This is a genomic window from Pseudenterobacter timonensis, assembly GCF_900021175.1.
Taxonomy (GTDB): domain Bacteria; phylum Pseudomonadota; class Gammaproteobacteria; order Enterobacterales; family Enterobacteriaceae; genus Enterobacter; species Enterobacter timonensis.
Genome location: NZ_FCOP01000013.1, coordinates 838,480 through 862,732 on the forward strand (window position 1 = coordinate 838,480; position 24,253 = coordinate 862,732).

Annotated in this window: 16 protein-coding genes; all 16 read right to left on the reverse strand. The window is 57.6% G+C overall.

Annotation, left to right across the window (positions count from 1 at the left end; translation table 11 throughout):
- Positions 1–30: 30 nt before the first annotated feature.
- A complete protein-coding gene (locus BN3796_RS19280; protein WP_061709955.1) occupies positions 31–1,065 on the reverse strand; it encodes a Gfo/Idh/MocA family oxidoreductase in 1,035 nt (344 codons plus the stop codon).
- Between the two features lie 56 nt (positions 1,066–1,121).
- Positions 1,122–2,666 carry a peptide MFS transporter gene (locus BN3796_RS19285; RefSeq protein ID WP_061709956.1) on the reverse strand — a complete coding sequence of 515 codons (1,545 nt, stop codon included), beginning with the start codon at positions 2,664–2,666 and terminating at the stop codon, positions 1,122–1,124.
- Between the two features lie 287 nt (positions 2,667–2,953).
- A complete protein-coding gene (gene der / locus BN3796_RS19290; protein WP_061710065.1) occupies positions 2,954–4,426 on the reverse strand; it encodes a ribosome biogenesis GTPase Der in 1,473 nt (490 codons plus the stop codon).
- 110 nt (positions 4,427–4,536) lie between these two features.
- The gene (gene bamB / locus BN3796_RS19295) at positions 4,537–5,715 is read right to left on the reverse strand and encodes an outer membrane protein assembly factor BamB (protein ID WP_061709957.1); all 1,179 of its coding nucleotides are present in this window, start codon (positions 5,713–5,715) and stop codon (positions 4,537–4,539) included.
- A 10-nt stretch (positions 5,716–5,725) separates the two neighbouring features.
- Positions 5,726–6,346 (reverse strand): YfgM family protein, encoded by a 621-nt coding sequence (locus BN3796_RS19300; protein ID WP_061709958.1) that lies wholly within the window; start codon positions 6,344–6,346, stop codon positions 5,726–5,728.
- A gap of 13 nt (positions 6,347–6,359) precedes the next feature.
- The gene (gene hisS / locus BN3796_RS19305; RefSeq protein WP_061709959.1) at positions 6,360–7,634 is read right to left on the reverse strand and encodes a histidine--tRNA ligase; all 1,275 of its coding nucleotides are present in this window, start codon (positions 7,632–7,634) and stop codon (positions 6,360–6,362) included.
- Positions 7,635–7,744: 110 nt separating this feature from the next.
- A complete protein-coding gene (gene ispG / locus BN3796_RS19310; RefSeq protein WP_061709960.1) occupies positions 7,745–8,863 on the reverse strand; it encodes a flavodoxin-dependent (E)-4-hydroxy-3-methylbut-2-enyl-diphosphate synthase in 1,119 nt (372 codons plus the stop codon).
- A gap of 26 nt (positions 8,864–8,889) precedes the next feature.
- Positions 8,890–9,909 carry a cytoskeleton protein RodZ gene (rodZ, locus tag BN3796_RS19315; protein ID WP_061709961.1) on the reverse strand — a complete coding sequence of 340 codons (1,020 nt, stop codon included), beginning with the start codon at positions 9,907–9,909 and terminating at the stop codon, positions 8,890–8,892.
- A gap of 279 nt (positions 9,910–10,188) precedes the next feature.
- The gene (locus BN3796_RS19320) at positions 10,189–11,355 is read right to left on the reverse strand and encodes a bifunctional tRNA (adenosine(37)-C2)-methyltransferase TrmG/ribosomal RNA large subunit methyltransferase RlmN (protein ID WP_061709962.1); all 1,167 of its coding nucleotides are present in this window, start codon (positions 11,353–11,355) and stop codon (positions 10,189–10,191) included.
- Positions 11,356–11,545: 190 nt separating this feature from the next.
- Entirely contained in the window at positions 11,546–11,977 is a 432-nt protein-coding gene (ndk, locus tag BN3796_RS19325) for a nucleoside-diphosphate kinase (protein WP_061709963.1), read from the reverse strand.
- Between the two features lie 135 nt (positions 11,978–12,112).
- Positions 12,113–12,973, reverse strand: coding sequence for a 4Fe-4S binding protein (locus BN3796_RS19330; protein WP_073885285.1), 861 nt, complete (start codon positions 12,971–12,973; stop codon positions 12,113–12,115).
- Positions 12,973–13,776: a dimethyl sulfoxide reductase anchor subunit family protein gene (locus tag BN3796_RS19335; protein WP_061709965.1), complete on the reverse strand. Its 804-nt coding sequence runs from the start codon at positions 13,774–13,776 to the stop codon at positions 12,973–12,975. The genes BN3796_RS19330 and BN3796_RS19335 overlap by 1 nt, the downstream gene beginning before the upstream one ends.
- On the reverse strand, positions 13,769–14,398 hold the full coding sequence (locus BN3796_RS19340; protein ID WP_061709966.1) for a DMSO/selenate family reductase complex B subunit: 630 nt from the start codon (positions 14,396–14,398) through the stop codon (positions 13,769–13,771). Before BN3796_RS19340 ends, BN3796_RS19335 begins: the two co-directional genes overlap by 8 nt.
- Positions 14,395–16,773: a DMSO/selenate family reductase complex A subunit gene (locus BN3796_RS19345; protein ID WP_061709967.1), complete on the reverse strand. Its 2,379-nt coding sequence runs from the start codon at positions 16,771–16,773 to the stop codon at positions 14,395–14,397. The genes BN3796_RS19340 and BN3796_RS19345 overlap by 4 nt, the downstream gene beginning before the upstream one ends.
- A 157-nt stretch (positions 16,774–16,930) precedes the next feature.
- A complete protein-coding gene (gene pbpC / locus BN3796_RS19350) occupies positions 16,931–19,252 on the reverse strand; it encodes a peptidoglycan glycosyltransferase PbpC (protein WP_061709968.1) in 2,322 nt (773 codons plus the stop codon).
- A gap of 1 nt (position 19,253) precedes the next feature.
- Positions 19,254–24,197: an alpha-2-macroglobulin family protein gene (locus BN3796_RS19355; protein WP_061709969.1), complete on the reverse strand. Its 4,944-nt coding sequence runs from the start codon at positions 24,195–24,197 to the stop codon at positions 19,254–19,256.
- Between the last annotated feature and the right edge of the window lie 56 nt (positions 24,198–24,253).

Sequence of the window (24,253 nt, forward strand, 5' to 3'; positions counted from 1 at the left end):
AAGTTCTGCAGTAATTTTAACACGAGGCGCTCAGTGGGGGCCACGTAGCTGTTGCTGCAGGGTCAGCAGCAGCTCGACCTCCGCAATCCTGCGCTGCGTCGTGCGGCTCACCGCCTGCGGATCGCGCTCAAAGAGGCTTTTCGCGCCCAGTATCTGTTCCGCCAGGCAGCGCGCGTAAAGGGTGCCTGTGATAGTGAAGCGCTGAACTTCATCGCCATCAATACACTCCACCACATCCTCTGCGCCGCATCGGTCGTAGCTGACTATTCTCCCGTCGCCCAGATAGAGCCGTAAACCTTTTTGCCCGCCGGCTGGGCCTGCGTATTTATTCAGCCAGATATCCACCGGGATACCGCTCACCTGCCCCTTAAGATGTGCCTCGCCTTCGGCGGTGATCAGATCGCCTCTGGCAATATCGCGTCCCAGACGATCCCGGGCGTCTGCAACCGCGAGTGCCATCTCGTCGTTGCCCCCCAGATAACGCACCGTTTCACGCAGCATCGCCAGCACATGCGTGCCGATATCCAGGATCACGCCGTCAGGATGACGCAAGGTTCGCGTATCCGGCTCGCCGGTGGCAAAGTTGAGCGCAACCGGCTCTCCTGCGGCGTTAAAACCGCTCGGCTCCTGAAGAAAGCCTTCGATGCGGACAATGTCAGAAAAGTCACCGATCTCTGCAAGCTGTTCCGGTGCGAGACGGGTCATCCAGTGGTCGAGCGCCAGCACGCGGTCCGCGGCACCGGGCTGCGTCAACAGCGTTTTTAGCTTTTCGATCTGGGGGAGCGTGGCGACAATCGGCTTTTCCACCACGATACGGGGCACCGAAGATGCCAGCGCCTGCTCAAGCACCGCAAGATGTTGCAGAGACGCCGTGGTGATAAACAGGGTATCGGGAGGCTCTGCAAGCAGCGCGGCCAGCGAGTCGCAGCGTGTTATTCCCTGAAGCGTTCTGGCGGGATTGAGATCAAAGCCTCTACAACGTAAGGCCGCCCCAAAAAGCGTTTTTAATGCGGGGAGATAGGCCGTTTCAACCACGGCCCCCAGACCAACAAACCCTAATCTCATCTCATCACCTCGTCATTGAATTGCCGGAGCATAACCGCCCCGGCAATGACGGAGGGTTATAAGGCGCTGGTCGCCGGTTTAGTCTGCACATTCTCCAGCATGCGACGTACCGGAACAATGAGTACGATCAGCACCGCAGCGCAAATCAGCAGCGCGATGGAACAACGTGCGAAGAGATCCGGCAGCATATCGAGCTGATCGGCCTTCACGTGGCCGCCAATCAGACCAGCGGCAAGGTTACCCAGGGCGCTGGCGCAGAACCACAGCCCCATCATCTGGCCGCGCATTCTCTCCGGCGCCAGCAGCGTCATCGTCGCCAGACCAATCGGGCTCAGGCACAGCTCGCCCAGCGTTAACATCAGAATACTGCCCACCAGCCAGAACGGGGAAACACCCGCGCCACCGTTGCTCAGCACGTTCTGCGCCGCCAGCATCATCAACCCGAAGCCTGCCGCGGCAAAGAGAATGCCAATCACAAACTTGGTGATGCTGCCCGGGCGGATATTCTTGCTCGCAAGCTTCGGCCACGCCCAGCTAAAGACCGGTGCCAGCAGAATAATAAACAGCGCGTTAATCGACTGGAACCAGACGGCGGGGATCTCAAAATCGCCGATCATGCGGTTGGTGTAGTCATTAGCAAAGAGGTTAAACGAGGTCGGCTTCTGCTCGAAGGCTGACCAGAAAAAGGCGGCGGAGATAAGCAGGATCAGGCAGACCAGCAGCCTGGCGCGCTCTTTGCGGCTCAGCCCGGCAAATGCGAAAAGCCAGATAAAATACAGGGCAACAGAGGCGGCAATGACATACACCAGCACGCTGGCTACCGCTACCGGGTTAATCACAATCACCCCCTGCGCGATAAGCGTAACGATCGCCGCGATACCCACCGCCAGCGCCAGCAGCCATGCGCCCACGCCGTTTCTCTTCACCACCGGGCTGTTCCAGGTGGAGTCCAGCCCCACTTCGCTGTCGTAGCGCTTCATCGCCGGGACGGCAAAGAGACGGAAGATAATCAGCGCCACCAGCATCCCGAGGCCACCGATACCAAAGCCCCAGTGCCAGCCGTGGGATTTAATCAGCCAGCCGGAGATCAGCGGCGCGATAAACGAGCCCATGTTGATACCCATATAAAAAAGCGAAAAACCGCCGTCACGACGCGCGTCGCCTTTTTTATAGAGCGTACCGACCATCACCGAAATACAGGTTTTGAACAGACCAGAGCCGAGCACGATAAACATCAGCCCGATGAAGAAGAGACTGTCACCCATCCAGGCGGAGAGCGCGATCGACAAATGGCCGAGCGCAATCAGAATCGAGCCGTACCAGACGGCCCGCTGCTGGCCGAGCCAGTTATCAGCCAGCCAGCCCCCCGGCAGCGCCGCCAGATACATGGTTCCGGCAAAAATACCGACAATCGCTGAGGCATTTTCGCGCGCCAGCCCCATCCCGCCCTCATAAACGGTGGCGGCCATAAACAGGATCAGCAGCGGGCGAATGCCGTAAAACGAAAAACGCTCCCACATCTCGGTGAAGAAGAGTGAGCCCAGCGGATAAGGATGGCCGAAAAATGTCCGGCTTTCATTGTTATTAACAGAAGATTGCATAACTTCTCCCAAAAGGTGTGTTGTCGCGTTTAATCAATCCGACAGGTGCAGCGGCTCTTGCTGGTCGTTCTTACCCTGTCGGTAAAATTTATTTAACCCTATGATAACCTGACGCCAGTATTCTCTGGCATAAGCGGCAACACTTTAAGATGAAAACTCGACAAATGTCTATTTTATTAGATTTAATGTTCGACAAAAGCGAATAATGATTGACACCGGGGGAAGCGCTAAGGTGCGGTTAAACAAAAAAAGGCCCGCATGTGCGGGCCTTACAGAGAAGGGATTGCTTACTTACTTTTCTTGATGTGCTTGATAAGGCGCTTACGTTTACGCATCTGGTTTGGCGTCAGGGTGTTACGCTTGTTGGCGTACGGGTTCTCCCCCTCCTTGAACTGGATGCGAATCGGCGTACCCATGACGTCCAGCGACTTACGGAAGTAGTTCATTAGGTAGCGCTTATAGGAGTCAGGCAGATCCTTAACCTGGTTCCCGTGGATCACCACAATCGGCGGGTTATAACCACCGGCGTGGGCATATTTCAGCTTCACGCGACGACCGCGCACCAGCGGCGGCTGATGGTCTTCTGCCGCCATATTCATGATGCGGGTCAGCATCGCAGTACTCACGCGACGGGTGGAGCTGTCGTAGGCTTCCCGTACCGACTCAAACAGGTTGCCGACGCCGCTGCCGTGCAGGGCAGAGATAAAATGCACGCGGGCAAAGTCGATAAAGCCCAGGCGGTAGTCGAGCGTCTCTTTCACCTGCTCTTTCACTTCCTGGCTCAGACCATCCCATTTGTTAACCACAATCACCAGCGAGCGGCCGCTGTTGAGGATAAAGCCCAGCAGCGACAGGTCCTGATCGGAGATCCCTTCGCGTGCATCAATGACCAGCATTACGACGTTGGCATCTTCAATCGCCTGCAGCGTTTTGATAACCGAGAACTTCTCCACCACGTCGGTGATTTTGCCGCGCTTGCGCACCCCGGCGGTGTCGATGAGAACATATTCCCGCTCGTCACGCTCCATGGGGATATAGATACTGTCGCGCGTGGTGCCCGGCATGTCGTAGACCACCACGCGATCTTCGCCCAGAATACGGTTGGTCAGGGTCGATTTGCCGACGTTCGGACGACCAACGATAGCCAGCTTGATCGGCAGATCCTGCGGGTTAAAGTCATCTTCCGGCTCCTCTTCACCCTGCTCGTTCGCTTCGAACTGCGCCCAGTACTCTGCATCTTCATCCACCTCTTCCGGCGGGTTCACTTCATCAACGAAGGGGAGCAGCACCGTTTCGAGCAGGCTGGTCACGCCGCGACCGTGAGAAGCGGCGATCGGGTAGATATCGCCCAGGCCCAGCGACCAGAAATCAGCCATCGCCTGATCGACATCGATACCGTCGGTTTTGTTCGCGACCAGGAAGGTCGGTTTTTCACGGGAACGCAGATGTTTGGCAATCGCCGAATCAGCAGGCATCAGCCCCGCGCGGGCGTCAACCATGAACAGCACCACGTCCGCCTCTTCGATAGCCAGCAGGGACTGCTCCGCCATGCGGGTTTCTACACCCTCTTCCGTACCGTCGATACCGCCCGTATCAATACAGATAAACTCACGGCCTTCCACTTCGGCACGACCGTACTTACGGTCACGAGTCAGCCCCGGGAAATCCGCTACCAGCGCATCTCGGGTGCGTGTTAAACGGTTAAAAAGAGTGGATTTTCCAACGTTAGGGCGCCCGACAAGCGCGACCACAGGTACCATGTTTGAAGCCTCATAAAATTTACTGTAACGCCGCAGATGCGTCGTTTTCAAAAAAGTCAAAACGGCCCCTGAATGAACAGGAGCCGTTTATTATACTACAGCCGCACTGATTAACGCGTAATTGCGTACAGCGTACCGTCTTTCGCCTGAATCAGCAGCTTACCGTCAGCCACGACCGGCTCGGTCAGGAAGCCGGAGCTGTCAACCTCCTGCTGGGCGACAAAGCGGCCATTCTCAGGATCGATCCAGTGCATGTAACCTTCGCTGTCCCCGACCACCAGGCTGCCGTTATAGAGTACCGGCGCGGTCAGCAGACGGTGCAGCAGGTCGCTTTGCGTCCACAGAGTGACGCCGCCCTCGGTGCTCAGCGCCAGCAGTCGATCGCTCTGATCCACCAGGTAGATACGGTTACCGTCCACGATGAAATCGTTCACCGAACCAAGCTCGCGTTTCCACATAATCTGACCGCTGCGCAGATCCAGCGCCGTCATGTTGCCGTTATAGGCCGGCGCATAGACCACACCATCGACGATTACCGGAGTGGTATCCACATCGCTCAGGCGATCGATCTCCGTCGGGCCGGTCGCCTGGGAGATACGCTGCTGCCAGATCATCTGACCCTGCTGCATCAGCACGGCGCTGACGCGGCCGTTATCACCCCCGACGATAGCGGCGCCAAAGGCGCTGGCCGGAGCGGATTCACCGCGCAGGGAGAGCGCTGGCATATCCAGGTTTACGGTCCATTTCACCGCGCCGTCAGCTTCGTTCAGCGCCTGCAGCTGTCCGTTGCTGGTATGGATCAGCACCATGCCGTCGCTCACTACCGGGCGAGAGAGCGCTTCGCCCGCCACGCGCGACTGCCACGCCACGGAGCCATCGCTGGTATTAAGCGCGTAGACCTGCGCTTTTTCACTACCGATGTAGACATGGCCACCGGCAACGGTCACGCCGCCAGAGAGCAGCGCAGGATTGCGGGAGAACCAGCCATCTTTTTCCGCAAGATCAACAGACCATACTTCTTTGCCATCGTCTGCATTAAAGGCGCGCACCGTACCCTTACGATCCGCCGCGTAGACCACGCTGTCGGCATAGGCCGGATGCAGGTTGGAGTAGAAATCGCCAATCCCGTCGCCCACGGAGGAGCTCCAGGCGGTGGACGGGGTGAACTGGTTTTCAACCGTCGGCAGCGGTGACATTTTGACTACATCTTCTTCGCCGCTGAACAGTGAACAGCCGCTCAATAACGTAACGGAAAGCAGTCCTGGCAGAAGTAATTTACGCAATTGCATCGGGTCCCTCTCAGACGGACAAATTATTTATTTTCATCTGCATCATTTCACTCAGCGCAGGAGAAGCTTTGCTCTCTACGCCAGCTTGCCACGCGCTACGCGCGCCCTTTTTGTCGCCCTTACTCAGCAGCGCTTCGCCGCGCAGGTCGGCGACGATGGCCGCAAAGCCTTCACCTTTTACGGTGTCGAGCGTTTTCAGCGCCTCGTCAGCTTTTTTCTGCTGCACCTGGATACGGGCGAGACGCAGATTAATCAGCGCCTTCAGATTATCATCGTCTGCCGCCGCAATAGCCTGGGTCAGCTGCGACGCGGCTTTATCCAGCTCATTTTTATCCACGTACTGCTGAGCGACTTCAAGCGCAGTCATTGCACCGTAGATGTTTTTGTTGTCTGCCGCAAATTTCTCCGCAGTGGAGATCGTTTGCGGCTGGTCAGGCGCGATAGCCCTTACCGTATTCTCATACGACTGGGAGACCCCGCGCGCCGATTCAACCTGATGGCTGTTCCAGTAACGCCAGCCAATCAGCGCGCCAACGCCCAGAATGACCCCAACAGCCAGCGCTTTGCCGTTCTCAGTAAAGAAGCGTTTAATCGCATCGACCTGATCGTGTTCGTTCTCGTAAATTTCCACGCAGTCCTTCTCCTTAGCCCAATAAAGTGCGCAAGTGCGCCGCAACGCCATCCTGCGTTACCGTGGTTTGCTCACCTGAGCGCAGATCTTTCACGACCACTTCACCTGCGGCAACTTCAGACTCGCCCAGCACCAGTGCGATACTTGCACCCCATTTATCGGCACGCGCAAACTGTTTTTTAAAGTTGCCGCCGCCGTGGTTGGTCATCAGCTTAACCGCTGGCAGCGCATCGCGCACCCGTTCGGCAAGCTGCATTGCCGCAGACTGCGTATCCGCGCCTGAGGCCACCAGGTATATATCGACAACAGAATCTGCTTTAAATTCAGGATTAACTGCCTGAACCAATAAAACAAGTCGCTCCAGCCCCATGGCGAAACCCACGGCAGGTGCCGCGCGGCCGCCAAGCTGCTCCACCAGACCATCGTAACGCCCGCCAGCGCAAACGGTGCCCTGTGAACCCAGGCTTGAGGTGACCCATTCGAAAACGGTGCGGTTGTAGTAGTCCAGACCGCGCACCAGGCGCTGATTAACGGTGTAATTGATCCCCGCCGCCTCCAGCAGTTTGCAAAGCCCGGCAAAGTGTTCGCGCGACTCCTCATCGAGATAGTCGCCGAGCGCAGGCGCGTCGTTCAGGAGTGCCTGAACCTCCGGATTTTTGGAATCCAGCACGCGCAGCGGGTTGCTGTACATACGGCGTTTGCAATCGTCGTCGAGCTGCTCTTTGTGCTGCTCCAGGAACGCCACCAGCGCATCGCGATAGTTTGCGCGCGCCTCCAGCGAACCGATAGAGTTCAGCTCCAGGGAAACGTGCTCAGAAATACCGAGCGCGCGCCACCAGCGGGCCGTCAGCATGATAAGCTCGGCGTCGATATCTGGCCCCTGCAGACCAAAGACCTCTACGCCCAGCTGGTTAAACTGACGATAGCGGCCTTTCTGAGGACGTTCATGACGGAACATCGGGCCGATATACCACAGGCGCTGCTCCTGATTGTACAGGAGACCATGTTCGATGCCGGCGCGAACGCAGCCCGCCGTCCCTTCAGGACGCAGGGTCAGGCTGTCGCCGTTGCGATCCTCAAAGGTATACATCTCTTTTTCAACCACGTCGGTCACTTCGCCGATCGCGCGTTTGAATAACGGGGTCTGCTCTACAATCGGCAAACGGATTTCGCTGTAACCGTAGCTACCGAGCACCTGTTTCAGTGTGCCTTCAATGCGCTGCCAGATGGCGGTTTCGCCAGGCAGGTAATCGTTCATGCCGCGGATGGCTTGAATGTTTTTTGCCACGTTTATTCTCTTTCTATATACAAAAAAGAACCCAAAGAATGGGTTCAATCATACACGGGAAGCGCTACCCGTCATACTGCTGGTTGCAGGCGGGCAGGCTTCCCATCACGTTATTTTTCAACCTGCTGAACGCTGATTCGCTGCGCCTCATCCAGCATGGCGGCTTTCGCGCGGATGCGGGCTTCGAGCTGGTCGATCATGTCGCTATTATCCAGACGATCTTTACGAACGCCATCTTCATAGAGACCGCTTTTCTTGTTGCCGCCGGTCACGCCCAGGGTTGACACCAGCGCTTCGCCTGGTCCGTTTACCACGCAGCCGATGATAGAGACATCCATCGGAGTGATAATATCTTCCAGACGCTGCTCCAGCGCGTTGACCGTGCCGATCACATCAAATTCCTGACGCGAGCAGGTTGGACAGGCGATAAAGTTAATGCCGCGTGCACGAATGCGCAGGGACTTAAGAATATCAAAGCCAACCTTGATCTCTTCTACCGGGTCGGCCGCCAGCGAGACGCGCAGCGTATCGCCAATCCCTTCTGAGAGCAGCAGCCCCAGCCCGATCGCGGACTTCACCGCGCCGCTGCGCGCGCCGCCCGCTTCGGTGATCCCCAGGTGCAACGGCTGATCGATCTGCTTCGCCAGCAGGCGATAGGATTCTACAGCCAGGAAAACGTCAGAGGCTTTTACGCTGACCTTAAATTGATCGAAGTTGAGACGATCGAGGTGATCCACATGACGCATAGCGGATTCCAGCAGCGCCTGCGGCGTCGGCTCGCCATACTTTTCCTGCAGATCTTTTTCCAGCGATCCGGCGTTAACGCCGATACGGATAGGGATATTTTTGTCACGCGCGCAGTCCACTACCATGCGGATGCGCTCTTCGTTGCCGATGTTGCCCGGGTTGATACGCAGGCAATCCACGCCATATTCCGCCACCTTCAGGGCGATGCGGTAATCAAAGTGGATATCTGCTACCAGCGGGACGCTGACCTGCTGTTTAATCAACTTAAAGGCTTCGGCAGCATCCATGGTCGGTACGGAGACGCGAACGATGTCGGCTCCAACACGTTCCAGCGCTTTGATCTGATTGACCGTCGCCTCCACATCGGTGGTGCGCGTATTGGTCATCGACTGAACGGCGATGGGGGCGCCATCGCCAATCGGCACATTCCCAACGTAAATCCGTTTTGACTTTCTACGTTGAATCGGAGCCTGGTTATGCATGTAAAATCTCCCGCGTTGCCCGCCCTTTACTGTGCTGCTGATTGTTCGGCATTGAGGGTCAGGCGCGCAACCTGGTTAGTTCTGATAAAACGGCTCAGATCCACCGGCTTCCCTTGAAACTGGATCTGAACTGCTGCCGGAGCGCCAATTTTAAGCTTATAAGGCGTCTGGCCGGTAAGGTTTAAATTACCATCTTTACGCTGCAGGCCGCTGAAGAGCTTTTTGCCCGTCGCATCGGTCACTTCCAGCCAGCAGTCGGCGGTAAAGGTCATCACCAGCGCGTTCGCATCAACCGCCGGCGTTACTACGCCCGCCTGATCGGTCGGCAGCGGCGCTGCGGTGCTGGTGTTATCAGCAGTCGGCGTGGTGGTTGCAGGAACATTTGCGGCCGTATCAACGTTCGCCTGGGAGGGAGAGACAACGGCGTTCTGGTCAGGAGCGGTGGTAGTCGGCGCTGGCGCCGTAGCCGTCTGTGCCGGCGCGTCGGTCTGCGCAGCCGTTGCGGCTGGCTGCGGCTCGCTGGCGGTTGCCGCGCTGTCGGTATTGAGCGGCACGCTCTGCGCGTCACTGTTCCCGGCCTGGCTCAGCTCGGCGGAAGATTGATCGGCCATGGTGGTGATCTCCTCCTGCTGAGCTTTATGGTTTTGCCACCACCATGCCCCGGTCAGGCCTACCACCACAAACAGGACCAGCCAGGTAAAGGTCATAAGCCAGCCGTCGCGTTTTTTACGGCGTTTGCCGAGCGCGTAAGATTGCATCGGCTCGACCCTGGCGGCTCTGACTGGAGCCTGCTTTTCCATCATCGGCAGCAGCTCGTTTTCAGGGATATGCACCAGTTTTGCATAAGAGCGGATATAACCACGCAGAAACGTTGAAGCCAGATCGGCAGGCGCCTTATCTTCTTCAATATCGCGAACCGTGGATACCTTCAAGCACAGGCGTTCCGCCACCGCTTGCTGGCTGAGTCCGAGTTGTTCACGGGCGTTGCGAAGACGAACGCCAGTGGAGAGTGCTGCATTTTGGTCGTGAGTGGCTTCAGTATTCATTCGCTACAACTACTGGTACGTGTAAATGAGAATTCAGGCGCCGGTGAGTCACAATGCCACCCGCACCGCGAAACTTCTGGTCAGTTAACCTTAGCCAGACAGGGTTCACCTGTCAGATCGTGAATACTACAGGCCAGGCTAAACGTTTGTTGCATCGTTACATACTGCCTTAAAGCGCAAAAAAACGCACCGTAATTATTACGCCGGCGCAAAGCTATGGCTGAATATTCATTCATATAGCTGATAGCGGCGCAGATCGTGCGCCGCTATCGGGCGCCGTTATACCGCTTTTACGGCAATGCTTTCGCCCTGCATGCGCTTACGCAGCGTACGTTTGGTACGGTCAATCACGTCACCCGCCAGCTGACCGCAGGCGGCATCGATATCATCCCCGCGGGTTTTACGCACGATGGTGGTAAAACCATACTCCATCAGCACCTTGGAGAAACGATCGATACGGCTGTTGGAGCTACGGCCATACGGCGCGCCCGGGAACGGGTTCCACGGAATCAGGTTGATCTTGCACGGCGTATCTTTCAGAAGCTCCGCCAGCTGATGCGCATGTTCCGTTCCGTCGTTCACGTGATCCAGCATCACATACTCGATCGTCACGCGGCCCTGGTTGGCGTTGGACTTCTCAAGGTAGCGACGCACGGCGGCGAGGAACGTTTCGATATTGTACTTTTTGTTGATCGGCACAATTTCGTCACGAATCTCATCGTTTGGCGCGTGCAGGGAGATAGCCAGCGCCACGTCGATCATATCGCCCAGCTTGTCCAGAGCGGGCACAACGCCGGAGGTGGAGAGCGTGACACGGCGTTTGGAGAGCCCAAAACCGAAGTCGTCCAGCATGATCTCCATGGCCGGTACCACGTTGGTCAGGTTCAGCAGCGGCTCGCCCATCCCCATCATCACCACGTTGGTAATCGGACGGGTGCCGGTCACTTTGGCCGCCCCGACGATTTTCGCCGCGCGCCAGACCTGGCCGATGATTTCAGAGACGCGCAGGTTACGGTTGAAGCCCTGCTGTGCGGTCGAGCAGAATTTACATTCCAGCGCACAACCTACCTGAGAAGAGACGCACAGCGTGGCGCGGTCATCTTCCGGGATATAGACCGTTTCAACGCGCTGATCGCCAACCGCAATCGCCCATTTTATCGTGCCGTCAGAGGAGCGTTGTTCCTCCACCACTTCCGGCGCCCGAATTTCGGCAACCTCTTTCAGCTTACCGCGCAGCACCTTGTTGATGTCGGTCATCTCATCAAAGTTATCGCAGCAGTAGTGATACATCCATTTCATGACCTGATCGGCACGAAATGGCTTCTCGCCCATCTCTTTAAAAAATTCGCGCATCTGCTGACGGTTCAGATCCAGCAGGTTAATTTTTCCGTTTTTATTGGGAACCGCGGCAATGGCGACTTCAGACGTGTTAACTAATTCAGACATAATATTTTCCGGCCTCGTTGTTACACGTTATGGCCCGTGGTGGGTTGAAAAGAAACGCCCCGGCAAGCGTGCGGCTTCTCCGGGGCGTTGCATTGTACAAAGTCTGACGCAGGGATGCCAGTTTGCACACGGCATTTACGAAATAAAATCGCAGAAAACGGCTTTTACCTGCGGCAGATGCACGCCGGTATTAGCGGGTACGCGGGCACACTTCGCCTTCGCCGAAGAAAAAGGCGATTTCACGCTGGGCAGATTCTACGGAGTCGGAACCGTGGGTGCCGTTCTCGGTGAAGCTGTCGGCGTAGTCTGCGCGCAGGGTGCCTGCCAGCGCGTTCGCCGGATTGGTGGCGCCCAGCAGATCGCGGTGACGCTGTACCGCGTTTTCGCCTTCCAGTACGGAAACTACGATCGGGCCAGAGGTCATGAACTCAACCAGACCGTCGAAGAATGGACGACCTTCATGCTCAGCATAGAAACCGCGAGCCTGTTCAACGGTCAGATGCAGCATTTTAGTACCCACGATCTTGAACCCTGCTGATTCAAAGCGCGAAAAAATGCTGCCAATAACGTTTTTTGCCACCGCGTTTGGTTTGATGATGGAAAAAGTACGTTCAATAGCCATGATTACCTCTGTGAATTGTTCTGTTGTTTTGCATACCGGAATAGGATGTGGCGCGGATTATAATGACCATTAGCGCCCTTGCCTATGGATTCACATAACATTTTTTTAAAATGAGATGAATATTAGCAACAGCCCTTAGCGTCGCATACCGTGCCGATGATTAACGCAAAGAGAACATAGCTTTTCTTGTGGCGTAAAGGTCCAGAAAGGACGCGCGCAGCTCTGGCAGGTGGCGTGATACGCGGCATGGTGCGACACTTGCGCCTCTTCCATCGTCTCTGAAAGCTGTAGCGCCTGCGTCTGACAAACCGCCGTACAGGCGCCACACCCGGTACAGCGGGCTGGCTCTGTCACCAGCGCAGCGACATCAAAGCGAATCGCTTTCTCCGTACAGCTGCGCCAGCAGGCGCCGCACAGCAGACAGCGCTGCGTATCAAGGATAAGTTTATAGTCGCTGAAGCGCGGAAAAGCCTGCCGTAGCTGACGTTTGCCCGGCACCACCGCCTGTGCCGCGATCGCCTCGCGTGGGACGTGAAGCCAGGCCCGCCGGGCGCTGTTGATTTCGTTTTCCGGGAATCGCTTAAACCTCCAGACAGGCTCGCCCAGACGCCGGAGCGCCAGATTCAGTCCCGCCAGCGCCATCATCCACGCGGCGGACTGTTCTGCTTCGATACTGATAAAACGTACGCCCCGCTGATGGTGCCAGAGCAGCAGCTCCTGCACGGAGGGCGGACGCAGGGAGAATGGCTCCACCAGCGTCGCTTCGCGAACAAAACGCCGCATCGGCGCCACGCCAGTGATGGCGTCAGAAGGGCAGACAAAGAGGCAATCGCCGCACTCGATGCAGCGCGACGCGTCGACGGAAATCTCCCCGTTGACCAGCGAAAATGCCTGCGCCGGACAGATCCCGGCGCAGGCAGTACAGGAGGCATAACGAAAACGGCGGCGGACGCACGCCTGCGTTATCTCTACGCCCTGCGCAATAGCGATCGTCATCAGCCGATGCTAAAAAAGACAAAGCGCAGCATCAGCTCACCGATAATCAGCAGCACGCTGCCCGAGAGCAATAGCCCTCTGGCTCTTTTCAGGCCGCCTGCGGCAAAACAGACCATTCCCGCCACCGATACGCACCAGCTCAGCAGATAGATATCACGCAGTTGCGCCAGCATCTGAAGCGGCTGATGGGGGAAGGTCACCACGCTGGTATCCGCCGCGGCGATGTCCGCCATCCAGACGGGCTGCATCACCAGGCGCAGCAACACCAGCAGGGAAACCAGCGCCACGGCGAGGCGCACGCCGTTTCTGCTCTGCGAGCCCGCCATGACGCAGGCGGACCCGATGATGCCAACTGATCCGAAGAAGAGCACCAGCGTATTGGCATGCTGCCAGGTGACAACCGAAGCGTGCATGTAAATCTGCGCCATACAAAAGACATCCACCAGGCCGATCGCGCCTGCCAGCACCAGCAGCGCTTTCCAGCCCGGCTTTTTAGCAAACAGCAGCAGAATAGCCAGGCCCAGCGCTGCCAGATAGAGGCTGGCAAAGACGATTTCACGGCTTAGCCAGGAGCTGGCGACGTGGCGCAAAGCGTTAAAAGCATTGAGGGGATAACCCATATGCAACGCAGAGGCGAGCAGCCCGAGCGAGGCCAGTATGAACGCGCCGGCTGCGGCAGGCAGGAGATGACGACGCGGATCGGGTGTCCCCATCGCGTTGATACGTCCCAACCCTGTCCAGAGGGTGATGCCCACCGAGCCCTGCACAAAGAGAGTAAAAATAAGCAGCGGTAACTCATGCATGGGGATTTCCCTCCTTTTCGGCGCCCTGATGCGCTTTGATCACCAGACTGGGGCGGGTGATAGACGAATCTGGCAACCCTTTGACGTCGCAGACGGAGCCATACTTAGCCCGCAGCTCATCGACAGGGCCGAATTTAATCGCCTCCAGCGGACAGGTCGCCACGCAGACAGGCTGCTCGCCCTTCGCCTGTAAATCCACGCAGAAATCGCATTTCGACATCTGCCCGGTCTGCTCGTTAAGCTGCGGCGCGCCGTAAGGACATGACCAGGCGCAGTAGCCGCACCCGACGCATTTGTCGGTGTCCACGCGCACGATGCCATCTCCCGGCCGCTTGTGCATGGCGGTTGTCGGGCAGTTTTTAGTGCAGATCGGGTCCGCGCAGTGGTTACAGGAGATAGAGAGGGTATAGGCAAAGACGTTATTGCTCACGCCTCCCTGTCCGGTCGGAATAAAACCGCCGCCGTTAACCTCATAAACGCGCCGGAAGCGCCGTCCCACCTCAAGATTATTCTTATCCTTGCAGGCCACCTGGCAGGCCTTACAGCCCGAGCAGCGGGAAGAGTCGATAAAAAAGCCCAGCTGCTTGTCGCTCACCGGCCCGTAGTGTTTAAACTGACTCATGCTTTTGCTACCTCCACCAGCATGGTTTGATGTGAATTCCCTTTCGCAAGCGCGGTAATCCGGGCCGAACTCAGCACGTTCGCGCAGCCGCCCTTATCCACGCCTCGCTCATCCGGCTGCCACCAGGCACCTGCCTGCATCGCCACCACGCCTGGAATGACGCGCGGCGTCACCTCAGCCGGGATTTCGCAGACACCGCGCCCGTTATGGATGCGTACCAGGTCGCCCTGCGTAATACCGCGCGTTTGCGCATCCTGGGGGTTGATCCACAGCTTCTGCTGCTGCACTTCAATAAGCCACGGGTTAGCGTACTGGGTTGAGTTAGCGCGATTTTTGCCTTTCCAGGTAATAAGCTGGAGCGGATAGCGCTGCGACAGCGGATCTTCCGGCCCTTCATGAGCGGGCACATAGTGTGACAGCGCCGGGATTTCCGGGTGCTGCATGTCGTAGAGACGTTTTGAGAAGATCTCAATCTTCCCGGAAGGCGTAGGGAAAGGATGATTTTCCGGATCGCGGATATTCTCTTCGAATGCAACAAAAGGCGCGCTTTTAAAGAGATGCTGACGACTTTTTTGCAGCGTGGCGAAGTCCGGCAAATTTTCCTCCGGCATCGCCAGACGGGTTTGCTCCCAGATATGCTCTATCCAGGCCTTTTCATCGCGCCCCTGGCTGAACTCGTTTTCAATCCCCAGCTTTTTCGCCACATCGCGCAGCCACTCATAGTCAGAGCGACGTTCAAACTCTGGTTCAATCAGCTTCTCAGAGAGAATGAGATAGTTAGCGGTACCCCAGGTTTCGCCGATATTCCAGCGCTCCATAAAGCTGGTTTCCGGCAGCAGCAGATCGGCATATTTCGCGCTCGGCGTCATAAAGAGATCGCTTGCGACAATAAACTGGATCTTCGATTCATCCTCCAGAACGCGGGTAGCCTGATGCAGATCGGGGTTCTGGTTAGCCAGATAGTTGCCCGCCAGAGAGAAAAGGATGCGGATATTACTCTCCAGCTTGTCGGCATCTTTTAAACCGACGTCGGCCGTTACCTGCGAGGCATCATCAGCCGCCTGCACCCAGTTCATCACCGAAATTTTGGCCTTCACCGGGTTGTCCGGCATCTCCGGGCCAGCGGCGAACTTACGGTTAGGACAGCCGCCATAGCCCGCCGCCCAGCCGCCCTTGACCCCGACGTTGCCGGTAATCGTCGCCAGCAGCGTGGAACCGCGCGCGGTACGTTCCCCGCAGTTATGACGCTGCGGCCCCCACCCCTGGATCAGCGCCGCCGGTTTGGTGGTCGCGTAGTCGCGCGCCAGTTGACGAATCGTCTGCGCCGGGACATGGGTGATTTTCTCTGCCCATTCCGGGGTTTTCGCCACGCCATCTTTCGCACCGGTCAGATAAGCGACCAGCGACTCATTCGCCGGCACCCCTTCCGGCATGGAGGCTTCGTCAAAACCCAGCGTGTAGCGCTGAATAAAGGCGGCGTCATGGAGATTCTCGCTCACGATGACATACATCATCGCATCCATTAGCGCGTTATCAGTGGTGGGCAGCAGGGGAACCCACTGGTCGGCGAGAGAAGAGACCGTATCGGAATACCGCGGATCAACGACGATAAAGCGAGTGCCGTTTTGCTTCATCTTCTGAAAGAAGTAATTGGTGTGACCGAAAATGGTCTCCGTAGGGTTATGGCCCCAGAGGATCACCAGTCTGGTATCCAGAAGCGTATCCAGGGAACTGCCGCTGGCGGCGGTGCCATAGGTGTAAGGGGTTGCCGCCGCCGTATTGCCCATGCTGACCGAGTGGTAGCTTTCCAGGTAACCGCCGGTCAGATTAAGCAGACGGCGCACCATTTTATCGCCGGAAAAGGTGCCGCCAGAAACCGCAGTGCCAACATGAACATAGCGCGACGCGGCGCCATATTTTTCAGTAATAGTTTTTAAATTATTTGCGATAAGGGTTGTCGCCTCATCCCAGGAAATACGTTCAAACTTTCCCTCGCCCCGTTTACCCACGCGTTTCATGGGATATTTAAGCCGGTCTGGATGATAAACAAATTTACGATAAGAACGGCCACGGACGCAGGCGCGCATAATCGGCATCTGTGGATCCAGTTCATTATCTGGCCGCGTTGAGATACGCGTTACCACACCGTCGCTTACATGGGCACGAATATCGCATTTTCCGCCGCAGTCAAAGGTGCTGCACGTCTGTACGACCTTCTCCTCCGGGCTTTTATCTGCCACCACGGGGGTGCTTGCCAGCGCTTTTCCGGAAGTAGAAACAAACGGGAGCGCCACCAGCGCTGACCCTGCTTGTATAAATGTGCGTCGGGAGACAGAGGGAATAACGCCCTCTCCCTGGCATTTTATTTTTTCCATTGTTCGATCCTTCAAATAAAAAGCTATTTTCACGTATTTGAAGGAGTGCGCATTTGATAAGCATCAAGCTAATCCGTTCGAGGTACCCCTTTGATTTTGTAATGGGAATTATTAACATCTAAATATATATAAATTGTTCCTTAGTTGTATAAATAATTTAAATAAGCAATTCAAATTTCACCGCCGCGGTTTGCCCGGTTTGATCTATTACGACCAGCTGATATTCACCCGGTTTATTAATTTGTAATAAAAGGCTCTTATTTCCATCAACAGGTTGACCATTTAAAAACCACCAGCGCTGCCCTTCCCCGCCCGTGGCCGTCACCGGAATGGCCAGCGAGCTCTGCCCGGGCGCCCTTCTCATCACCGCCCCGTCTCTGATCCCCGTTAATATCAACGGCGCCGCATTATTTTCAAGCGGTGGGCAAAGGGGCGAGGCGGCAGGCAGCCGGGCGCCTCTTTTTTCCTGGGGCGGCAGCCACGGCTCCAGCGGCAGCGGCCAGACGTCCACAACTTTTTCCACCGCCCCCGGGCAATCTGCCGCGACGCGCTTGCCCTCTTTATCCAGCCAGACAGGAAAGCGAATCCCACGCATCCCCTCCTGCTCAGGCAGCAGCAGCGTGGGAGGCTGACTGTCATCGAGCAGCCATGTCGCCAGCCGACGCCGGCAATTGTCGCTCCCCTCTGGCAACTCCTGCCCCCCCGGCCAGCAGATGGTGCCGCGGCTAACCGAGGCCGGACGCGGATCGCGCGGCAAGCGGGACGCTTCCAGCGTCGAGCGGGCCTGAAGCAGATTATTGACCTGGTTCAGCAGCGGCACGGCGCTGGCGAAACCAAATTGCCCGGCAACCGGCGTACCGTCCGGGCGTCCCGTCCAGATGCCGATAAGGTAGCGCGCATTAAGGCCAATAGCCCAGGCATCGCGGTAGCCGTAGCTGGTGCCGGTTTTCCATGCCAGCGGCGCAACCTGCGGCAGGGCGCTATCCGGCAGCGGCTGGGCCTCATTCGCCAGGATGCGACGGATAATCCACGCAGCGCCGGGCGAGAGCAGCGGACGCTCCACCAGCGGATCGCCGGGCTGCAGGCGCAGCCTTGCCGCCCTCCCCTGCCGGGCAAAAGCGCTGTAGGCGGCGGTGATCTCTTCCAGCCGCGCGCCTGCGCCGCCAAGGATCAGCGACAGATTAGGCTGCGCGCCGTGAGGCAGCAGCAGCGGCAGCCCCGCGTTGCTTAACTTCCCGGCAAAGCGTTTCGGACCATAGGCTTCCAGCACCTGAACCGCCGGAAGGTTTAACGAGCGAATCAGCGCATCGCTCATGCTGACGGGGCCATGAAATCCGCTGTCAAAGTTACCGGGCCGGTAGTCCCCGGTACGACGGGGAACATCCTGCAGGAGCGATGCCGGATGAATGAGACCTTCGTCCAGTGCCATGCCGTAGACAAAGGGTTTGAGTACCGATCCCGGCGATCGGATCGCCGCGATCATATCCACGTGCCCGAAACGGCTGTCGTCATTGATATCAACCGATCCTACCCAGCCGCGAACCTTCATGGTGGTGTGATCGACCACCAGCATCGCCAGCGAACTGCGCGGCGGCAGACGCGGCTTCCAGTTCATCGCCAGCTCTTCCAGCTGGCGCTGGAGCGCGGCATCAAGGGTGGTAACAATCTTCGTCTCCCGGCTCCTGGTAAGCATCATGCGGGAGAAGAGCGGCGCCAGCTGCGGCATCTGCCGGGGAGCCAGCCAGACCGGCTCCTCGCGTGACTCCTTCACCTGACGGGCGGACCAGCCCCCCTGCGTCGCCATGCGGTCCAGCACCTTGTTACGCGCCGCTTCGGCGCGGGCTGGCCAGCGATCCGGACGCAGGCGGCTCGGTGCCTGGGGAAGTACCGCCAGCAGGGCGGCTTCGGAATAGCTCAGCTGCGAGGGTGGCTTGCCGAGGTAGGCCCAGCTGGCGGCACCCACTCCCTGCAGCGTACCGCCAAACGGGGCCCGGTTGAGGTAGAGCGTCAGGATCTGGCGTTTGGAAAGGTGCCACTCCAGCTGCAGCGCCCGCCAGAGCTGACGAATTTTGCCGCCAAAGGTGCGAGAGTGCGGTTCGAGCAACCGCGCCACCTGCATGGTCAGGGTGCTCCCCCCGGAAACCACCCGGCCTGCCCGCAGATCCTGCCAGGCGGCACGGATCACCGAGAGCGGATTCACGCCAGGATGCTCCCAGAACCAGCGATCCTCATACTGGATCAGAGCCTCCAGATAGCGGGGAGAGACCTCTTCAATGGTGACCGGATAGCGCCAGATCCCTTCGCTATCGGCAAAACGCCAGAGCGGGACGCCCTGCTCATCCACAACCACTCGCGCAGGATTGACCTCTTTCAGGGGCAACGGCCACAGGCGGTCAGCGACAACAGTCAGCCCCCCTAAAACGAGAAGCGCTCCCGCCAGCCACAGCCAGCGGGAGCGAATCAGGCGTGCTATCTGCATCTTACGGAACAACGATCAGCGGGCCACTGGCCGCCCCCGTTGCTCGCCACTGAGGAACGTACATGGATTCCACCATCGGAACAGGCACCTGATAGGTTCCCGGCGTAACGGCACGGGCCAGGTAAACCAGCGTGACCGGCTGACCTTCATTTACCGGCACAGCGGCCACAAAACGATCGTCGCGGAACTCCATGTGCTGGATATCCGCCTGCTGCATCTGATTCAGCAGATTCTGCACCTCACTGCCGCTCTGCTGAAGGCTGGCGCTGCTGCTGGCCAGGTTCTGGTTTTCCAGCTCCAGACCCGCCGGGAGCAGATCCACTACCAGCGCATCCGGCACGTTCTGACTGGCCTTCACTTCCAGCCACACCAGCACCAGCTCGCCGCTCTTCAGCGAAGAGAGCGACTTGCTGCTGCCGTCTGTCGCCAGAATATGACGTTCAATCTGCAGTACGTTAGACGATGGCTGAGGCGCATACTCCGGATAGCCCGTAGTGTCCAGTCGTATCCACAGCGGCGTAGTGCCGGTATTGGTCACCTGCAACGCATTGAGCTGGTTACCGTTCAGGTTTTCTACCAACGCTTTGTCACTGCTCTGGGCCTGTTCAGAGAGGCTCGTTGTTGCCTGCCATGCGCCTGACAGCGTTTGCAGCGAACGTCCGGCCAGGAAGAGCGCGTTGCTCTCCTGGGTTGAGAGCCAGCGCTGGCTGAATGCCTCTTCAGATAAGGTGTTCAGCAGCCTGTTTTGCGCATCCGGCAGCAGCTTGTACTCTTCCAGAAGGGAGAGCATCAGCGCATTGTCACGCAGCTGGCTGCCGTAATCCGCCATCCAGTTTCGGCTGTCGTTACGGGGGGTTTTGAGAGCCAGATCCAGCGCCTGCTGGCTGCGCGGAGCATCTCCCATCAGTTTGAGCGCCATGCCCAGCTGCATCAATGGCAGACCGGAAGCAGCCTGAGTGTGACGATCCCAGATTTCACGCAGCGCACCGAGCGGCGCTTTTTGCTGACGTGCCAGCACCAGCGAAGCGTAAGCCTGGACAGCAAATTTGCTGGCCTGGGTGTCGTCGCTGTAGCGGATGGACATCATGCCCGGATCCTGTAGATAGCGCAGCAGACGATTGTTGGCGTTATTCACTGCATCAGCAGGTACGCTGTAACCCTGCTCCCCTGCCCGCACCAGGAAGTCAGTGACATACGCGGTAAGCCAGTACTCTTCCGGGCCGTTTTTATCCCATAAGGCAAAACCGCCATCGTCACGCTGCATTTGCAGCAGTCGGGAGATCCCTGTATCAATGGCAGCACGGCGTTTATCGTCGGTATCGCCTTTAATGCCCAGTGCCGTGAGCTGTGCCGCGTTGGTGTAGAGTGACGGGAAGAGACCACTGGTGGTTTGCTCCAGACACCCGTACGGATAAGCCTGCAGTTCACGGATGTAGCGCGCCAGATTCAGCGGCGGTTTTCCGCTGAGTAAGAGCTGCCCCTGTAGCGTGGCTGGCGAGAAAGCGTCGATATGCTGTGCTGGCGCGCGCCAGGATTCACCAGGATTCAGCATCGCGCCCGTATTCACCGTTTGTGCCGGGAATGCGGGACGCACGCCAATTTTCCAGCTCTTCTGCTGCGGCGCAAATGTCTCGCCCGGAAGCTGAAGCCCCGTCACCTGAGCAGTCACTTCACCATCCCCATAGCCCTCCAGCGCTCGCACCGGAATAAACAGAGTGCTACGTGCGCCAGGTGGCAACTGAACGGGTTGTGGCTGTGCGCCTTCCAGCGACAGCTTGCCGGTTGCGGTTAACGCAATGTTCAGCGTTTGGGGCTGGTCAGTGAGGTTAGTCAGATCCAGCGTCAGGCGGGAAGTGTCACCACTTGCCAGAAAACGCGGCGTATTAAGCTCGGTGATGATCAGAGCCGCCACAATGATTTTGCTTTCACTGCTGCCGAAATCCTCTTCCGTCCAGGCCTGGGCCATCAGACGCAGCTCGCCGTTGAAATCACCGATCGGCAGCGTGATTGTGCCTTCACCGTTGGCATCAAGCGTAACCGGCTGCGCCTGCTGGGCAATAATAGTGACATGGTTCACGGGTGGCTTACCGCCGCGTTTCAGTTCATCGCCATCCCCCCCAAAGCGCAGTGCGGCCATACGTCCCTGCCCTTCAATTACCTGGCCATATACATCATAGATATCCGCGCCATACCGCTTCTGGCCGAAGAAGGCTTCCCACGGATCCGGCGTGACATAGTCGGTAATGTTCAGCACGCCGCTATCAACTGCAGAGACCAGCACGTTCACCTTCTGTGGCACAGTTCCCTCTTTCACGCTGGCTTTCACTTTCACAGAAAGCGTCTGGTTCGGGCGCATTTTTTGCGGGTTATCCAGCGCGATATTCAGGCGGCGATTCTCATCGCCCATTGGCAGATGAAGCAGGCCAACCGCGCGTTTTGGCGTGGCGGATTTGGATTTATCCCCCGGGCGAACCACCAGCGTGCTGAGGTAGAGATCGTGACGTTTCCAGGCCTTATCCACCGGAATGGAGAGATCCAGCCCGTTTGCCGGCACGTCAATCTCTTTCCACCATAGCGGCCCTTCGCTGGATTCGATCATCGCATAGCCTTTCCCGGCGGCAGGTGCGGCAATGTGTAGCTTGATGGTGTCACCCGGCTGGTAAGAAGGCTTATCCAGCTTAAGCGTCACGCGGTCTGGGCGCGCGGCACCCGTACCGTCGCTGTTATCCTGCCAGCTGTACCCCGCCCAGAAGCGCACGCTGCTGACCATGTCATCAGGGGCTTTCACTTCCAGACGGTATGAGCCCCACTCCACCGGGAAGGTCACTTTACCGGTTTCATCGGCCTTGAGGTTAAGCTCCTGCTCGCCCTCCACCAGATCTTTTTGATCAAACTGAGACTGCCAGCCCTCACTTTCGGACCAGTTCCAGAAGTAGTCGCGACGCTCACGGATCAGACGCACCTGCAAACCGGATACTGCTTTTTTCGCCCCGCTGGCGTCGGCATAGACAATGTCAAAGCTGGCGTTGCCATTTTCATCGACAATCGGCTGATTGACGGTGGTATCGGTACGGTAGTCATAAACGGCCTTGCTGGCGAACTGCGGGCGGATCCCCGGAAGTTCAGCCGCGGGCCAGATAGCCTGCTCAGCGCGGCGGGTCACCGGACGCCCGCCTGATTCCAGCAGGCTGGCCTGCAAAATCAGCTGCAGCGGCGAATGCGCCTCTTTCCACTGACTTTCGGTGGTCACCTGCCCGCGACCCTGTTCGTCCAGCGTAAGCTGCACTTCATCGAGGCTGCGGCTGAGATTTTCTTCAGCTATATCACCGAACTGGAAGCCAGGCAGTGCAGGCACCGCGTCACGTAGCGGACGCAGGAAAAGCTGGCCTTGCAAAGAATTGCCGTTAGCCGGTGCGCCATACAGGTAATAGCCCGCTACGTTAAAGTCCACATCATCCTGCGGGGAAACCGGCGTTTTTTGCCCCGTCAGATTCAGCGCCATACGCTCAGGCATAAAATCTTCGACGTGGAAATCCCACATGCGCTGCTGGTTATCGCCCGTATTCGCGCGAATATGCCACATGCCGGTCTGGGCGCCGCTATCAAGCGAGTAGTTGAAGCGATAGAGGCCGTTATCGGGTTGCACAACGACAGTACGTGCTACCTGTCCGTCCGGACGCAGCACATCAAGTTTTACTGGCCGATCGGGAAGCGGTTTTCCGTCGCTATCGCGCAGCAGGCCGTTAAGGATCACCGTTTCACCCGGACGATAGAGATCGCGCGGGCCAAACATAAAGAACTGCGTGCTGTAACCCGGCTTACCGGCAATATCAAACTCCGCCAGATCCAGCGCCGGAAGTTTAAGATCAAGAAGCGTGGTCTGGCCGTCTTTACTGGCCAGGATCAGCGCGGCTTCTTTATCGGTTGCCAGTTTCGCATGACCATCGGCGTCGCTGTTCGCCTCGGCGAGAGTCTGCCCTTTATCGTTGAGAAGGGTAATGGTCACGCCTGACTGCGCCGCACCGTTTTCAAGACTCTGGGTGAAGATATCCAGCCGGTTATGGTAACGGTGAGCGGACAGCCCAATATCACTTAAGGTAAAGAGCGTGGCGGCGTTGCTGTAGTTATAGTGACCGGCCTGGTTCATCACGGCGATATAGACGCCAGACTGCTGGAGCGGCTTGATATCGCGCAGCGGCAGCAGCAGTTTTTCCCGCGTATTGCGCGCCGGGTTAAGGTCGAAACGGCCGGTATAGACCAGATCGGCCATCTTCAGAAGCGTATCCGATTCCCAGTTAGTCAGCGAGTTACGGTACTCCCACTGGCTGACAAACGCGGCGAGGGACTCCGGCTTCACGCGATAGAAGTTGACGTCAACGTTGTTGACGTTTAGCGCCATCACTGGCAACCCTTCCACCACTTTTCCGGGCAGTAACGACCCGCGGCTGGCAAAACCAACGCTGGGTTCAATCTCCCTGGTGGCGATCGCTTTTTCATAATCAATGCCGAACGTCGCTTTGTTCAGCGCTTGCAAATCACGTTCAACGGTGACGACCAGATTGCGGTTCGGTTCAAGATGGCGCAGCCGCAGCTCTTTCAGATTGGGGGCCAGCTCCCAGGCGCCGTCGACTTTGCCGCTTTTCTTATCCACCACATGCACCGTTTTAGCAAAATCCTGGCTGGGATCCAGCGGTACAGAGAAGGTCAGAACCAGCGTCGCGGCGCCGTCGAGCTGCACTTCCGAGGCATCCAGCAGCGTCAATGCCTTACCCTGGCTCTGGGCGGCAAGCTTAGCCAGCTTTCCAGGATCGGGCTTTTCCGGCGTTTTCTGTTCTGATGCAGTAGACGCAGCAGCCTGGGGTTTGTCGTCGCTGTTATCACAGCCGACAAGCGTAAACGTGGTGAGAAGCGCGAGTGAGAGCGCGGCTAAGCGAAACGGTTTCATCCTATGTCCCTGGCCTGAGGGGGCCTGCTGGTCGTCCGGATAAGTATTATCCTCAA

Excerpts from the sequence above, each read along its gene's own strand:
- BN3796_RS19280 (WP_061709955.1), bottom strand. The coding sequence starts at position 1,065 with ATGAGATTAGGGTTTGTTGGTCTGGGGGCCGTGGTTGAAACGGCCTAT.
- BN3796_RS19285 (WP_061709956.1), bottom strand. The coding sequence starts at position 2,666 with ATGCAATCTTCTGTTAATAACAATGAAAGCCGGACATTTTTCGGCCAT.
- der (WP_061710065.1), bottom strand. The coding sequence starts at position 4,426 with ATGGTACCTGTGGTCGCGCTTGTCGGGCGCCCTAACGTTGGAAAATCC.
- bamB (WP_061709957.1), bottom strand. The coding sequence starts at position 5,715 with ATGCAATTGCGTAAATTACTTCTGCCAGGACTGCTTTCCGTTACGTTA.
- ispG (WP_061709960.1), bottom strand. The coding sequence starts at position 8,863 with ATGCATAACCAGGCTCCGATTCAACGTAGAAAGTCAAAACGGATTTAC.
- rodZ (WP_061709961.1), bottom strand. The coding sequence starts at position 9,909 with ATGAATACTGAAGCCACTCACGACCAAAATGCAGCACTCTCCACTGGC.
- BN3796_RS19320 (WP_061709962.1), bottom strand. The coding sequence starts at position 11,355 with ATGTCTGAATTAGTTAACACGTCTGAAGTCGCCATTGCCGCGGTTCCC.
- ndk (WP_061709963.1), bottom strand. The coding sequence starts at position 11,977 with ATGGCTATTGAACGTACTTTTTCCATCATCAAACCAAACGCGGTGGCA.
- BN3796_RS19330 (WP_073885285.1), bottom strand. The coding sequence starts at position 12,973 with ATGACGATCGCTATTGCGCAGGGCGTAGAGATAACGCAGGCGTGCGTC.
- BN3796_RS19335 (WP_061709965.1), bottom strand. The coding sequence starts at position 13,776 with ATGCATGAGTTACCGCTGCTTATTTTTACTCTCTTTGTGCAGGGCTCG.
- BN3796_RS19340 (WP_061709966.1), bottom strand. The coding sequence starts at position 14,398 with ATGAGTCAGTTTAAACACTACGGGCCGGTGAGCGACAAGCAGCTGGGC.
- BN3796_RS19345 (WP_061709967.1), bottom strand. The coding sequence starts at position 16,773 with ATGGAAAAAATAAAATGCCAGGGAGAGGGCGTTATTCCCTCTGTCTCC.
- pbpC (WP_061709968.1), bottom strand. The coding sequence starts at position 19,252 with ATGCAGATAGCACGCCTGATTCGCTCCCGCTGGCTGTGGCTGGCGGGA.
- BN3796_RS19355 (WP_061709969.1), bottom strand. The coding sequence starts at position 24,197 with ATGAAACCGTTTCGCTTAGCCGCGCTCTCACTCGCGCTTCTCACCACG.